Raw genomic sequence first — 13,499 nt, forward strand, 5'->3', positions numbered from 1 at the left:
GCAGGCCGCTACGATAATGTAAAAAAAGAGAGAATTCCGGCAACGCAACGCCGGACCTCTCGGAAAAGGGTTCAAAGTGTTAAGCAGAACGGCGGATCACCTCTACTGGATGGCGCGTTACATTGAGCGTGCCGAGAACATGGCACGTGTGCTGGATGTGACTTACAACATGTCACTGGTTCCCAATGCGGCTCAGAGTGAAGCGGCATTGTGGCAACCCGCGGTGGAGATCGCCGGCAATACCGAACTGTTTGAAAAAAATTACGGCGAGTACACGGCGGCAAATGTCATCCAGTACATGTCCATGGACGATGCCAATCCCTCCAGCATTTACAACTCATTGCGCAGTGCGCGCGAGAATGCACGGGCGGTGCGGGTGGCCATGTCTTCCGAAACCTGGGAAAACATCAATACCCTATGGCTGGAATTCAGCCAGTTTATCGGGATCCGGCTGGTGGAGAGCGGTCTTAGCGTATTTTGTGACTGGGTCAAATCCCGCTCGCACCTGTTTCGCGGGGTGAGTTTTGGCACCATGCTGCGTGATGATGCGTTCCGCTTTGTGCGGCTGGGGACGTTTATCGAGCGGGCAGACAATACTGCCCGGCTGCTCGATGTGAAATACCATTTGTTGTTGCCCGAAGGCGAAGAAGTGGGCGGCGCGGTGGATTACTACGAGTGGAGTGCGGTACTGCATTCGGTGTCCGCCTTTCAGGCCTACCAGAAAGTATTTAGCGACACCATCGTGCCTTGGCGGGTAGCGGAGCTGCTGGTGTTGCGGGGCGATATGCCGCGCTCGCTGCTGGCTTGCTACGATGAAATCACCATTATTCTGGGGCAGCTGTCCGGCCGCCAGAATAATGAATGTCGCCGACTGGCAGGAGAGCTGCATGCCAAGCTGCGCTATGCGCGCATGCGCGATATTTTCCAGGATGGGCTGCACGAATTCCTCGAAGATTTTATTGTCAGCAATAACAAGCTGGGTGGCGAAATTCAGCGTACCTATCTCAATGTGCACGGCGGATAAGGCGAACTAACGGGTTACGGCAATGCTACTTAATATTGAACACCGCACGACCTACCAATACAGCGAGGTGGTGAATTACACCATCCAGCTTTTGCGTCTGACGCCGCAAAATGGCTTCGGCCAGCAGGTGTTGCGCTGGGAGATTCGCGTCAATGGCCACCTGCAGCCGCACAAGGATACCTACGGCAATCATGCCCATACCCTGGTGGTAGATGCGCCGCATGAAGAGATCAGTATCGTGGCGTCGGGCGAGGTAGAAACTGGCCTGAATGTATTGCCTATCAATGATGGCTTGCCCACGCCGATTTATCTGCGCCCCACGCCGTTGACCGAGATGGACGAAAACCTGACGGCATTTGTTGAAGAATTCAAGGTAACGCATCCTAGGTTGCAGGAGCCCGCAGCGCTACAGGCATTGATGGATGCCATTATTGACCGTGTGCCCTATGTGAAAGGCCAGACGGTGGTGGACACCTCTGCGGCCAAGGCGTTTGCCCTAGGGTCGGGTGTTTGTCAGGATCACGCCCATATTTTTATTGCCTGCTGCCGCTATCTTGGCGTGCCGGCACGCTATGTCAGCGGTTATCTTTTCACGCCCGATGGCAGCCTTATGGAAAGTCATGCCTGGGCAGATGCCTGGCTGGAAGACATAGGCTGGATCAGTTTCGATGTCACCAACCGCTGCCGTACCAACGGCGTGCATGTCAGGCTGGCAACCGGGCTGGACTATCGTGATGCCTGCCCCATCAGCGGCGTGCGCAACGGTGGCGGTGTGGAAACCATGTCGGTCAAGGTCGTTGTCCATCAAATGCAGCAGCAAGCCCAGCAATAAGCGCCACCGTCATACCCAAGGAATCAGCACATGAACTCTCTCGGCTTTGCCCGTCACGGCGATAAGGAAAACTCGCCTTTCTTTGAAGAATACCTGGTGCGCCTGCTGGAAGAGCGTGACCGCGTCGGCCTGACTGACATGATTCACGAAATAGATGCACTGATGATTACGGTGGATCCTGGGCATTCCATCCAGTACATCGCCGAGCTGGCGCTGATGACGCCGTATCATTACCTGGTCACTCTGGAGAGCGAGAGTCACTGGACGCATATCTTGCGCATTGATCTGGATTCGCCGGATATTCTGGTGCGTGAGGTCAAGGACCCCAACTTGCGCGGGATTTTTCGCGCACTGAACGAGGTGTACCCCGTGGGCGCCCGCAAGCCCAACAGCCGCTACATGGGTGAGGTTCTGCGCGTCAGCAATCTGCACGAGGTCAGCCGCCTGCAGCAGGCCCGCGAGTTCCGTTTTTTCAGCCAGGATGAAGTGCGCAAGCTGGAGCTGCCCGGGAACCTTGCCGTGAGCAAACCGTCACCCTATACGCACAATATTATTGCCTATCTGGAGCGCGAGCCGCAGGAGCTACGGGTGTATGCCCTCGGTGTCAGCCGCATTGATAATGAAGTACAGGCCGTTTACGAGCAGGCGAAGAATACCCAAGCCAAGCTCGGCATTGATCAGTTGCTGCTGCCGCTGGACCATCTGGCGACGCGCGTCTACAGCCAGAACCGCGAACTGGCGATTCTGGAATACCTGTCATGGTCGAGCTACTATTTCTGGGGCGCCTACAACATCCATGACCAGAACTCCTCGACCAATGTCACCAAGAGCGTGCACGGCATCCCCGAATCCAAGAGTCCGGCCAAGGTATTTACTGCCAATAACACGCCTTATTTCGTCAATCATCTGGAAAAGCTGCCATCGCCGACCGAGACCTTTGTACGCAACTACGGGCCGCGCCTGCACCACATGGCGATCGCCGTGCGCGATGGCGAAACGCAGGGGCTGGAGAACATCGATTACGTGGTGAATTCCATCGCCGAGCAAGGCAAAGGCTTCCTGCTGGATGTGATCGGCTCCAAGAGTGAAGGGCTGAAGCAGATTTTCTCGAACGCATCGGAACACTCCTCGCTCATTATTGAGTACGTGCAGCGCTTCGGCAGCTTTGATGGCTTCTTCACCAAGGATAATGTGGCTGTGCTCACCGAAGCCGCAGGGCGGGAAGAGGGAGTGCAGGCCGTCGTCTGACGACGCTTCCCATCCGCGCGCAGACGCTAGGGGCGCTTTGCGGTAAAATGCGGGCTTCCCCAGCCTAGCCCTTCGCCATGACCGCTCACCGTCGCCAACTTGAACTGCTCGCCCCTGCCCGTAATGCTGACTTTGGCATTGAGGCCGTAAGACATGGGGCGGATGCGGTATATATCGGCGGCCCGGCGTTTGGTGCTCGCGCCAAGGCTGAAAACTCCGTCGCCGACATTGCGCGCCTAGTGCAATACGCTCACCGCTTCCGCGCCGAAGTCTTTGTCGCGTTCAATACCATTTTTCACGATAACGAGATTGAAGCTGCCCGGGACATGACATGGCAGCTTTACGAAGCGGGCGTTGACGCCTTGATCGTGCAGGATATGGGGCTGCTGGAAATGGATATTCCGCCCATTCAGTTGCACGCCAGTACGCAAACCGATATCCGCACCGTGGAAAAGGTGGTGTTTCTTGATCAGGTAGGGTTTAGCCAGATCGTGCTGGCGCGTGAGATGGATATCCAGACCATCCGCAAAGTCGCCGATGCGACTCAATGCAATCTCGAATTCTTTATCCATGGCGCGCTGTGTGTCGCCTTCAGCGGCCAGTGCTATATCAGTCATGCCCATACCGGCCGCAGTGCCAATCGCGGCGAATGCTCCCAGGAATGCCGCCTGCCATACACGCTGGAAGACAGCAAAGGCCGCATCCTCGCCAAAGACAAGCACCTGCTTTCCATGAAAGACAACGACCAGAGTGCCAACCTGCGCGCGCTGATCGATGCTGGCGTCAGCTCATTCAAGATCGAGGGACGCTACAAAGACCTGGCCTACGTCAAGAATGCCACCGCGCATTATCGCCAGCTGCTGGATGAGATTCTGCTGGACTTGCCCGAATACGCGCGTGCCTCTTCCGGGCTCTGCAGCTATAGCTTTACCCCGCAACCGGAAAAAACCTTCAACCGCAGTACCACGGAATATTTCATTCATGGGCGGGGCGAAGATGTGGGTGCGTTTGATACCCCCAAGTTTGCCGGAGAGGAAATCGGCAAGGTGACCAAGGTGGGGCCGGATTATTTTGAAGTGGAAAGCCAGCTCGAATTGCACAACGGCGATGGCGTGTGCTTTTTTGATGTGCATAAAGAGCTGGTCGGCATGCGCATCAATACTGTCAACGATAAACGCCTGTACCCGAATGAAATGCCCGCGGACATACGCCGCAATATGACCGTATATCGCAATCGCGATCAGGCCTATATGCGCCTCTTGGAAAAAGACTCTGCCACTCGCCGCATCGGTGTCGATATGGTGTTTTACGAAACGCGTGATGGTTTTGCGCTGGATCTGGTGGATGAAGATGGCGTAACGGCTCATGCGCAATGCATGGCGGAGAAGCAGCCTGCCCAGCAGGCCGAGAAAGCCTATGCCAGCTTGCGCGATAACCTGACCAAGCTGGGCGCTACCGATTTTGTGGCACGCGACATCCGGCTTGAGCTTGCTCAGCCCTGGTTCCTGTCGGCATCCGTTATCAATGGCTTGCGCCGCGATGCGGTGTCCGCGCTGGAAGAAGCGCGTGTGCAAACATATCCCCGCCCGCAACCGGCTATCCCCGCCGAGCCGCCCGCTGTTTATCCGGAAGATACCCTGAGTTATCTCGCCAACGTCTACAACAAGCATGCGCGGGCGTTTTATGAAAAGCATGGTGTCAGCGCGATTGCGGCTGCCTATGAAGCCAATGAAGAGCTGGGCGAAGTGCCGGTGATGATTACCAAACACTGCCTGCGCTACAGCTATGCCATGTGCCCGAAAGAGGCCAAGGGCGTCATCGGTGTGCAGGGGACGATTACCGCCGAGCCGATGACGCTGATAAGCGGCAAGGACAGAATCACCCTCAAATTTGACTGCAAGCGGTGTGAAATGCATGTGATGGGCAAGGTACGCAAACCTGTACTTGCCATGCCGCCGCCACAACCTGTGCAGTTCTTTGCCAAGCGGCCATGAGCCCGTTTCCGGCTCACGTGCCGGAAAATCTGTAAAAACCAGTAAAGCCAGCTGATTGCATTGTGGACTCTGCTTATACTCGATGCTCCTTGTCTGGGAGTTTTGTATGCGTTCCATCAACATGATTATTGCTGCTGTCTTGCTCTTCTCGGCCTCTCTCGTATTGGCTGACGCATCGCCGCCCCCACCACCACAAGATTTTGCCACGGCCAAACAGGCTGCCATTCAGCGCTTATCTACCGAGCTTGCTTGCGTGCAGGCGGCTAAAACGCCGCAGGCCTTGCAACAATGCCATCCACGTCCCCCGGCAGGTCCTGACGGACGGCAGCAGAATGCGCCGCCCGGGCCGCCACCATCTTCCTGGTAAGACAAGTCAGCCCGGAATCTCATGCACGCCCATGTTAGAATGCGGGCGGAAGTTGGCTGGACAGTCGCCGCCCGCGCAAGCGGGGGGAGGAAAGTCCGGGCTCCGCAGAGCAGGATGACGGCTAACAGCCGTACGCCGTGAGGCGAGGAACAGGGCCACAGAGACGAGCGTATTTAGTTACGGTGAAACGCGGTAACCTCCATCCGGAGCAAGACCAAATAGGGTAGCAAGGGCGTGGCTCGCGCTGCTACCGGGTAGGTTGCTTGAGCGTACGAGCAATTGTGCGCCTAGATGAATGACTGTCACGCATCGCAAGGTGCGACAGAACCCGGCTTATCGGCCAACTTCCTTTTCTTTTTTCAGCGATTCCCTTCCGTTTCTGACCAGAATTGTGGCACTTTTTCCCATCTGATTATCAAGCGCCTCACGATTCAGTCACATCAAAGATTGTTCTCACAAAGCACTTTCAGTTAATTAGCTATCCCCTTATTTTTAAACAACTAATTTTTTGTAAGAAAAATCCGCTAAGTCATTGTCCCGTAAAGGAAAAATAGCAAAAAACCGCTTGCGTGCCCTTATTTTTTTAACTATAGTGGGCGTAAGTGGAGAAATGTGGGTTTTTGTGGGAGATTGCTGGCCGAGGCTAAGGGCGGTCAGCAATTTTTCTAACCCGACAATTGGCAAAGGGGTGTGTGTTTTAAATGTTTCGCGGTGCTACATCATTGAATCTGGATGCCAAGGGCAGATTGGCCGTGCCGGCCAAGCACCGCGATGCCCTGCTGTCCCAGTGCGCCGGTCATCTGGTGCTGACTGCGCATCCACACCGCTGCCTCCTGTTATACCCCCAGCCCGCCTGGGAGCCCATTCAGGCCAAAATGATGGCCCTCTCCAGTTTTGATCGTCAGTCCAGCAGCTTACAACGCTTGCTGGTGGGCTTTGCCGAAGATATCGACATGGATAGCGCGGGTCGCCTGCTAGTTTCTCCCGTGTTGCGCGAGTTTGCTGGTCTGGAAAAACAAGCCATGCTGGTTGGCCAGGGTAGCCATTTTGAGCTTTGGAATATGGATGCCTGGCGAGCTCAGCTGGAACAGGTGATGGCGGCTGATGAAATGGTGCTGCCTGCCGAGCTGGAAGGTTTCTCTCTGTGAGCGCGCGCTCACAAACCCCCTCCGAAGTCGTTGTGTCTCCACATGTTTCGGTATTGCTTGAAGAGGCCGTTGCTGCCTTGGCAATCAAGCCTCATGGCATATATATAGACGGCACCTTTGGCCGTGGCGGCCATAGCCGCAGAATTCTCGAGCAATTGGGCGCCGATGGTCGCCTGCTGGGTCTGGATCGTGATCTGGCTGCCGTTGCTGCAGCCCAGTCCATTCAGGATTCACGTTTTTCCATACACCATCATCACTTTTCCGAGCTGGGCGAGGTATTGCGCGCTCAGGGCATTCAGCAGGTCGACGGGGTCTTGCTGGATCTTGGAATTTCATCGCCGCAAATCGACGAAGGCGAGCGCGGTTTCAGTTTCAGATTTGACGGTCCGCTGGACATGCGCATGGATCAAAGCCGTGGGCAAACAGCCGCTGAGTTTCTGGCGGAAGCGTCCGAGCAACAACTTACGGGGGTAATTAAAGAATATGGTGAAGAACGGTTTGCTAAACAGGTTGCAAGGGCGATTGTTGCGGCACGCACAGGGGGGAATGCCCTCACCACTACAGGACAGCTTGCCAAGGTCGTGGCTGGGGCGATCCCCAAAATCGAGCCTGGGCAAGACCCGGCGACGCGCACCTTTCAAGCTTTACGGATTTTCCTCAATCAGGAGCTTGAGGAGTTGTCGCTAGTTTTACCGCAATGCCTGGATGCTTTGGCACCGGGCGGTCGTCTTGCCGTCATCAGCTTTCACTCGCTGGAAGACCGCATCGTGAAACGCTTTGTGCGTAGCGAGCAGGACCGCGACGACTTGCCTGCCAATTTTCCGGTACTGGCGAAAGATCTGCCGCAGCCACGCATGATGGCGGTGGGCAAGCCCATCAAGCCAGGTGCTGCTGAAATCAAACGTAACCCGCGCTCACGCAGCGCGGTATTGCGGGTGGCCGAGCGCACGGCGGTGGCATAACGATCATGACACGACTCAACCTCATCCTCTTCATGGTACTGATAGTGACGGCACTAGGCGTGATCACGTCCCAGCACAAGTCGCGCAAGCTCTATATCGAGTTGCAGCAGCAAGAAGATGCGGCCAAACAGTACGACGTGGAATGGGGGCAGTTGCAGCTGGAGCAAAGTACCTGGGCCATGCATGCCCGGATTGAGCAGATCGCCAACCAGCGTCTGCATATGCAGGTGCCGGATGCCAAGCGGGTGCAGGTGGTGACGCGAGGTGCCCAGCCATGAGGTCGCGCGTGATACAGCCCGCCGTGATCAAGCTGCCAGCATGGCGCCGTCGCGTATTGTTGATCGTGGTGATGGCCGGGTTTGCCGCATTGCTGGGTCGCAGTATTTATCTGCAAAGCATGCACAAAGGCTTTCTGCAGAAAGAGGGCGATGCACGTTATAGCCGCTCGATGAAACTGCCAGCCCATCGCGGCATGATTACCGATCGCTTCGGCGAGCCCCTTGCCATCAGTACGCCAGTCGAGTCGATCTGGGCGAGCCCGCCTGATGTGCAGGCAACGCCCCAGCAGATCAGCAAAATGGCGACGCTGCTGAAGATGAAGCCCGCTGAGCTCAACAAAAAACTCGCCAATAATCCGCGCGAGTTTGTCTACATCAAACGCCGCATTCCGCCTGAGCTGGCCAAGCAAGTCATGCAGGTTGGCGTGCCGGGTGTCTTCATGCAGCGCGAATACCGTCGCTATTATCCTGCTGGCGAAGTCATGGCGCATCTGGTCGGGTTTACCGGCATCGATGAAAATGGCCAGGAAGGCTTTGAGCTGCGCTATCAGGATTGGCTCTCCGGCAAGTCCGGCAGCCGTCGCGTGATCAAGGACCGGCAAGGCCATATTGTCGAGGATCTGGAAGCAGTCAAGGTCCCGCAGGATGGCCATGATCTGGTGCTGTCGATAGATCGCAAGATCCAGTATCTGGCCTACCGCGAACTGGCGCATGCCGTCGAGCAGTTCAAGGCCAAGGCCGGAGCGGCCATTGTGCTGGATGCACGCACTGGTGAAGTGCTGGCCATGGCCAACCTGCCAACTTACAACCCCAATAACCCGGTCAATATGGCCGGGCGTTCGCGCAATCGCGCCATCGTCGATACCTTTGAGCCTGGCTCCACCCTCAAGCCATTTACCGCCGCGGCAGCACTGGAGTCTGGGCATTTCACGCCAGACACCCATATCCAGACCGCCCCTGGCATTTTGCGTATTGGCCCGGCCACCATTCACGATGCCCATCCGCAAGGCATGCTGACCGTAGCGCAGGTGATCCAGAAATCCTCCAACGTGGGTTCGGCCAAGATGGCACTGACGCTTGAGCCACAATACCTTTGGGGTATCTATAACCACATGGGCTTTGGCAGCCCCACGCACATCGGTTTCCCCGGTGAGGCCTCCGGCCGCCTGCGTAACTACAAAAATTGGCGGCCTATCGAGCAGGCCACCATGTCGTTTGGTCACGGTATCAGCCTCACGCTCTTGCAGCTGGCACGGGCGTATACCGTGTTTGCCAATGATGGCGAGCTGAAACCCGTTTCATTGCTGAAGTTGAAGGAAACTCCGGTTGGCCAGCAAGTGTTTTCCGCTAAAACGGCGCTCGCGGTGCGCGATATGCTGGAGCTGGTGGTGCAGCCGGGCGGCACTGCACCGCGTGCGCAGATATCGGGTTACCGCGTGGCCGGCAAGACCGGCACCGCACACAAGCTGGGGCCGGGCGGCTATCTTGCTGACAAATATGTTTCCTCATTTGTAGGCTTGGCGCCTGCTTCTAACCCGCGACTGATTATTGCAGTGATGGTGGATGAACCGAGCAGCGGCCAATATTACGGTGGCACAGTGGCTGCCCCCGTGTTCAGCGCCATCATGGCAGGTGCATTGCGCATGCTGGCTGTACCGCAGGATGCACCCAACGACAATATCGTGATTCCGCCGGAAGATGCGCCTGAAATCAAGGAGGTGGTGTAATGACCATTCTTGCCTCCCTGCATGATCTTGGCATACGCCCCGGCAGTCTGACCTCTGATAGTCGCAAGGTCACCGCAGGCAGTCTTTTTGTCGCTTATCCTGGCGATGCCGCTGATGGGCGAGCCTATATTCCGCAGGCCATCGCCAATGGCGCGGGTGCCGTACTGTGGGAGGCCGAAGGCTTTAGCTGGCCTGCCGATCTGCAGGCCGTCAATCTGCCAGTCAAAGGCTTGCGCAAGCAGGCTGGCGAAATCGCGGACGAATTTTATGGTCACCCCTCGCGCGAGTTGTGGATGGTGGGCGTTACCGGTACCAATGGCAAAACCTCCTGCACCCAGTGGCTGGCGCATTGCCTGAATAGCCTGCAGCGCAAAACCGCTGTCATTGGCACACTGGGTAATGGTTTCCCCGGTCAACTGGCTACCGCCATCAATACCACCCCTGATCCTGTCGTGCTGCATGGCCTGCTGGCCGAATACCTGACGCAGGGTGCTGTTGCCACCACTATGGAAGTCTCCTCGCATGGGCTGGACCAAGGGCGCGTCAATGGCGTGCATTTTGATATAGCCGTGTTTACCAATCTCACTCGCGACCATCTGGATTATCACGGCGACATGGATAGCTATGCTGCAGCCAAGCGCCGCTTGATGGAATGGCCTGGCCTCAAGCTTTCCGTGTTGAACGCAGAGGATGCCTATGGCCTCACCCTCCTGCAGGCGCTACGTGCCGAAGGCCGGCCGGTGCTGAGCTACGGCATGCAAAGCGGCGATGTGCATTGCACAAGCCTGCATCTGCATGAAACCGGCATGCAATTGTCGGTGGCTACGCCATGGGGGGAAGTCACGCTGGAAGCATCCGTCATGGGGCGTTTTAACGCTTATAACCTGCTTGCCGTGCTTGCCACCCTGCTGGCGATGGATGTGCCGCTGGAGGCTGCCGCTCAGGCCATCGCCACATTAAAGCCAGTGCCGGGCCGCATGGAACAATACGGTGGCAATGCCAAGCCGGTGGTGGTGATTGATTACGCCCATACGCCGGATGCCCTGGAAAATGCATTGCAGGCCCTGCGCGAGCAAACACGCGGCAAGCTCTGGTGCGTATTTGGTTGCGGCGGTGACCGCGATGCAGGCAAGCGGCCGATGATGGGTGCCATTGCCGATCGACTGTCGGATCAGGTGGTGGTGACGACCGATAATCCACGCAGCGAAAATCCGGACAGCATCATTGCCGACATTACCGCCAGCATGGGTGGAAATCACCAAATCATTGTGGACCGCCGTGCTGCGATTACCCACGCCATTGAACACGCAGCACCCGGCGACATGGTGCTGGTGGCTGGCAAGGGACACGAAACTTATCAGGAAATTCAAGGCATTCGACATGTGTATAGCGATGTCGATGTTGTCACAACATTATTGGGAGCCGTCGCATGATGCGTTTGTCGGAGTTGGCGGCTGCAGTAGGCGGCGAGCTGGTGGGGGAAGACGTACTGTTTACCAGCGTCGGAACCGATAGCCGCAATATTGTGCCAGGCCAGCTGTTTATTGCCCTGCGTGGAGAACGGTTTGATGGTCACGCCTACGTGCTGCAGGCGTTGCAGTCGGGTGCCGCCGCCGCGCTGGTGGCCGAAGCTCAGCCGGGCATGGCGGCTGGTGTCGTGGTCAAGAATACGCGCCTTGCACTGGGCCAGCTGGCTGCCGTCTGGCGCAATCGTTTCTCCATTCCGGTGGCGGCGATTACCGGTAGCAATGGCAAAACCACGGTCAAGGAAATGGTGGCTTCCATTCTGCGTGCCGAAGCAAGTGACAGCAATGCGGTGCTGGCAACACGTGGCAATCTTAATAATGACATTGGTCTGCCTCTGACTTTGCTGCGCTTGCGCCCCGCACACAAATACACCGTGGCTGAAATGGGAATGAACCATTTCGGCGAAATCCGCTACCTGAGCCAGCTGGCGCGCCCTACCGTGGCGCTGGTCAACAATGCTACCAGTGCGCACCTGGGTGGCCTGGGGTCGGTGGAGGGCATTGCCCGCGCCAAGGGCGAAATCTTTGAAGGGCTGGCGCTGGAAGGTGTCGCCGTCATCAATGCCGACGATCTTTATGCGCCACTGTGGACCGAGCTCGCAGGCGAGCATGACATCCTGACCTTTGGCCTCGCCAAGATGGCGGATGTCAGTGCCAATTACGAGCTGCGCGCCGATAGCAGCTATGTCTACATGAAATCGCCAATAGGCGGCATTGCGTTCAATCTGCAAGTGGCGGGTTTGCATAATGTGCGCAATGCGCTGGCTGCCAGCACCGTGGCGATTGCCATGGGGGCAAGGCCAGAGTCGATTGCCCAGGGGCTGGAGGCTTTTGATGGCGTCGATGGCCGCCTGCAGCACCGTGCCGGCATTGGTCAGGCGCTGGTGATTGATGATACCTACAACGCCAACCCGGCCTCCATGAAGGCCGCGATTGACGTGCTCGCCGTCCGTCCGGGCAAGCGCCTGCTAGTGCTGGGTGACATGGGGGAGCTGGGCGAAACCGCCGCCGCCATGCATACCGAGATCGGCCAATATGCCCGCGAAGCTGGCATCAATGGGCTGTATACCCTGGGGGATTTATCCCTGGAAATGAGCAAGGCCTTTGGCGATCCCGCCCATCATTACAAAACACCTGAGCAGCTGGTGGCGGGGTTATGCCACGAGATGGATGCCAATGCCGTGGTGCTGGTAAAAGGCTCACGCTTCATGCGCATGGAGCGCGTGGTACAGCTGATCGTCAGTGAACAGAATAATACGAAAGAGGAGGCGCACTAAATGTTACTGGAACTTGCCCGTTGGCTGGCTCAGGATGTTCGAGGATTTAATGTCGTCAACTACATTACCCTGCGCGCCGTACTAGCGACGCTGACCGCACTGGCCATCTCGTTTATCGTTGGCCCCGGCCTGATTCGCAAACTCACCCACTACAAGGTGGGGCAATCCGTGCGTGACGATGGCCCGCAGACCCACTTGGTCAAGGCGGGCACGCCTACCATGGGCGGGGCCTTGATTCTGGTGGCGATTGGTATCTCCACCCTGCTGTGGGCAGACCTGACCAATCGCTTCGTCTGGGTGGTGCTGATCGTCACCATGGGCTTTGGCATCGTCGGCATGGTGGATGACTGGCGCAAAGTCGTGCACCGCAATCCCAAAGGCCTGTCGGCCAAGGAAAAATACTTCTGGCAGAGTCTGCTGGGGTTTGGTGCAGCGTTCTATTTGTGGCACACGGCGACTATTCCCGCCGAAACCACGCTGATTCTGCCTTTCTTTAAAACCGTGACCGTGCCTTTGGGTGCTGCCAGTTTTATTGTGCTGACATATCTGGTTATCGTCGGCAGCAGCAATGCCGTTAATCTCACCGATGGCCTGGATGGCCTGGCTATCCTGCCTACCGTGCTGGTAGCGGGTGCCTTGGCGATCTTTGCCTATGCCGCAGGTCACCTCTATTTTTCCAAGTATCTGGGTATTCCCTATATTCCCGGCGCCGGCGAGCTGGCTGTGTTTTGCACCGCCATGGCGGGCGCAGGCCTGGGTTTTCTCTGGTTTAACGCCTACCCGGCCGAAGTCTTCATGGGCGATGTGGGTGCGCTGGCGCTTGGCGCCGCACTCGGCGTGGTGGCGGTGATTGTGCGCCAGGAAATCGTGCTGTTCATCATGGGCGGCGTGTTTGTGATGGAAACCCTGTCTGTCGCTGCCCAGGTCACGTACTTCAAATATACGAAAAAACGGTATGGCACTGGCCGCCGCATCTTCCTCATGGCGCCATTGCATCACCACTATGAACAAAAGGGTTGGAAAGAGACGCAAGTCGTCGTCCGCTTCTGGATCATCACCATGATGCTGGTGCTGGTTGGCTTATCCACATTGAAACTGCGTTAAGGAAAACGAAGA

At 56.9% G+C, this 13,499-nt stretch carries 12 protein-coding genes and 1 other RNA gene; all 13 read left to right on the forward strand.

What is annotated here, in order from left to right; genetic code table 11:
- Positions 1 to 76 precede the first annotated feature (76 nt).
- Positions 77 to 1,024: an alpha-E domain-containing protein gene (locus LG204_RS03275; protein ID WP_230335925.1), complete on the forward strand. Its 948-nt coding sequence runs from the start codon at positions 77 to 79 to the stop codon at positions 1,022 to 1,024.
- Positions 1,025 to 1,046: 22 nt separating this feature from the next.
- The gene (locus tag LG204_RS03280; RefSeq protein ID WP_230335926.1) at positions 1,047 to 1,856 is read left to right on the forward strand and encodes a transglutaminase family protein; all 810 of its coding nucleotides are present in this window, start codon (positions 1,047 to 1,049) and stop codon (positions 1,854 to 1,856) included.
- A 30-nt stretch (positions 1,857 to 1,886) separates the two neighbouring features.
- Positions 1,887 to 3,104, forward strand: coding sequence for a hypothetical protein (locus tag LG204_RS03285; protein ID WP_230335927.1), 1,218 nt, complete (start codon positions 1,887 to 1,889; stop codon positions 3,102 to 3,104).
- A gap of 77 nt (positions 3,105 to 3,181) precedes the next feature.
- On the forward strand, positions 3,182 to 5,098 hold the full coding sequence (locus LG204_RS03290; protein WP_230335928.1) for a peptidase U32 family protein: 1,917 nt from the start codon (positions 3,182 to 3,184) through the stop codon (positions 5,096 to 5,098).
- A 106-nt stretch (positions 5,099 to 5,204) separates the two neighbouring features.
- Positions 5,205 to 5,465, forward strand: a complete 261-nt coding sequence (locus LG204_RS03295; protein WP_230335929.1) for a hypothetical protein — start codon at positions 5,205 to 5,207, stop codon at positions 5,463 to 5,465.
- Between the two features lie 48 nt (positions 5,466 to 5,513).
- Positions 5,514 to 5,817: RNase P RNA component class A (gene rnpB, locus LG204_RS03300), an RNA gene on the forward strand.
- Between the two features lie 349 nt (positions 5,818 to 6,166).
- A complete protein-coding gene (mraZ, locus tag LG204_RS03305; protein ID WP_230335930.1) occupies positions 6,167 to 6,613 on the forward strand; it encodes a division/cell wall cluster transcriptional repressor MraZ in 447 nt (148 codons plus the stop codon).
- Positions 6,610 to 7,575, forward strand: coding sequence for a 16S rRNA (cytosine(1402)-N(4))-methyltransferase RsmH (gene rsmH, locus LG204_RS03310; RefSeq protein WP_230335931.1), 966 nt, complete (start codon positions 6,610 to 6,612; stop codon positions 7,573 to 7,575). The genes mraZ and rsmH overlap by 4 nt, the downstream gene beginning before the upstream one ends.
- Before the next feature lie 5 nt (positions 7,576 to 7,580).
- A complete protein-coding gene (gene ftsL, locus LG204_RS03315; protein ID WP_013441280.1) occupies positions 7,581 to 7,853 on the forward strand; it encodes a cell division protein FtsL in 273 nt (90 codons plus the stop codon).
- Positions 7,850 to 9,580 (forward strand): peptidoglycan D,D-transpeptidase FtsI family protein, encoded by a 1,731-nt coding sequence (locus LG204_RS03320; RefSeq protein ID WP_230335932.1) that lies wholly within the window; start codon positions 7,850 to 7,852, stop codon positions 9,578 to 9,580. The genes ftsL and LG204_RS03320 overlap by 4 nt, the downstream gene beginning before the upstream one ends.
- Positions 9,580 to 11,013 (forward strand): UDP-N-acetylmuramoyl-L-alanyl-D-glutamate--2,6-diaminopimelate ligase, encoded by a 1,434-nt coding sequence (locus LG204_RS03325; RefSeq protein ID WP_230335933.1) that lies wholly within the window; start codon positions 9,580 to 9,582, stop codon positions 11,011 to 11,013. Before LG204_RS03320 ends, LG204_RS03325 begins: the two co-directional genes overlap by 1 nt.
- Positions 11,010 to 12,383 (forward strand): UDP-N-acetylmuramoyl-tripeptide--D-alanyl-D-alanine ligase, encoded by a 1,374-nt coding sequence (locus LG204_RS03330; protein ID WP_230335934.1) that lies wholly within the window; start codon positions 11,010 to 11,012, stop codon positions 12,381 to 12,383. The genes LG204_RS03325 and LG204_RS03330 overlap by 4 nt, the downstream gene beginning before the upstream one ends.
- On the forward strand, positions 12,384 to 13,487 hold the full coding sequence (gene mraY / locus LG204_RS03335) for a phospho-N-acetylmuramoyl-pentapeptide-transferase (RefSeq protein WP_230335935.1): 1,104 nt from the start codon (positions 12,384 to 12,386) through the stop codon (positions 13,485 to 13,487).
- Positions 13,488 to 13,499 lie beyond the last annotated feature (12 nt).

Origin of the sequence: Methylovorus menthalis, assembly GCF_020523625.1 — a bacterium.
Lineage (GTDB): Bacteria > Pseudomonadota > Gammaproteobacteria > Burkholderiales > Methylophilaceae > Methylovorus > Methylovorus menthalis.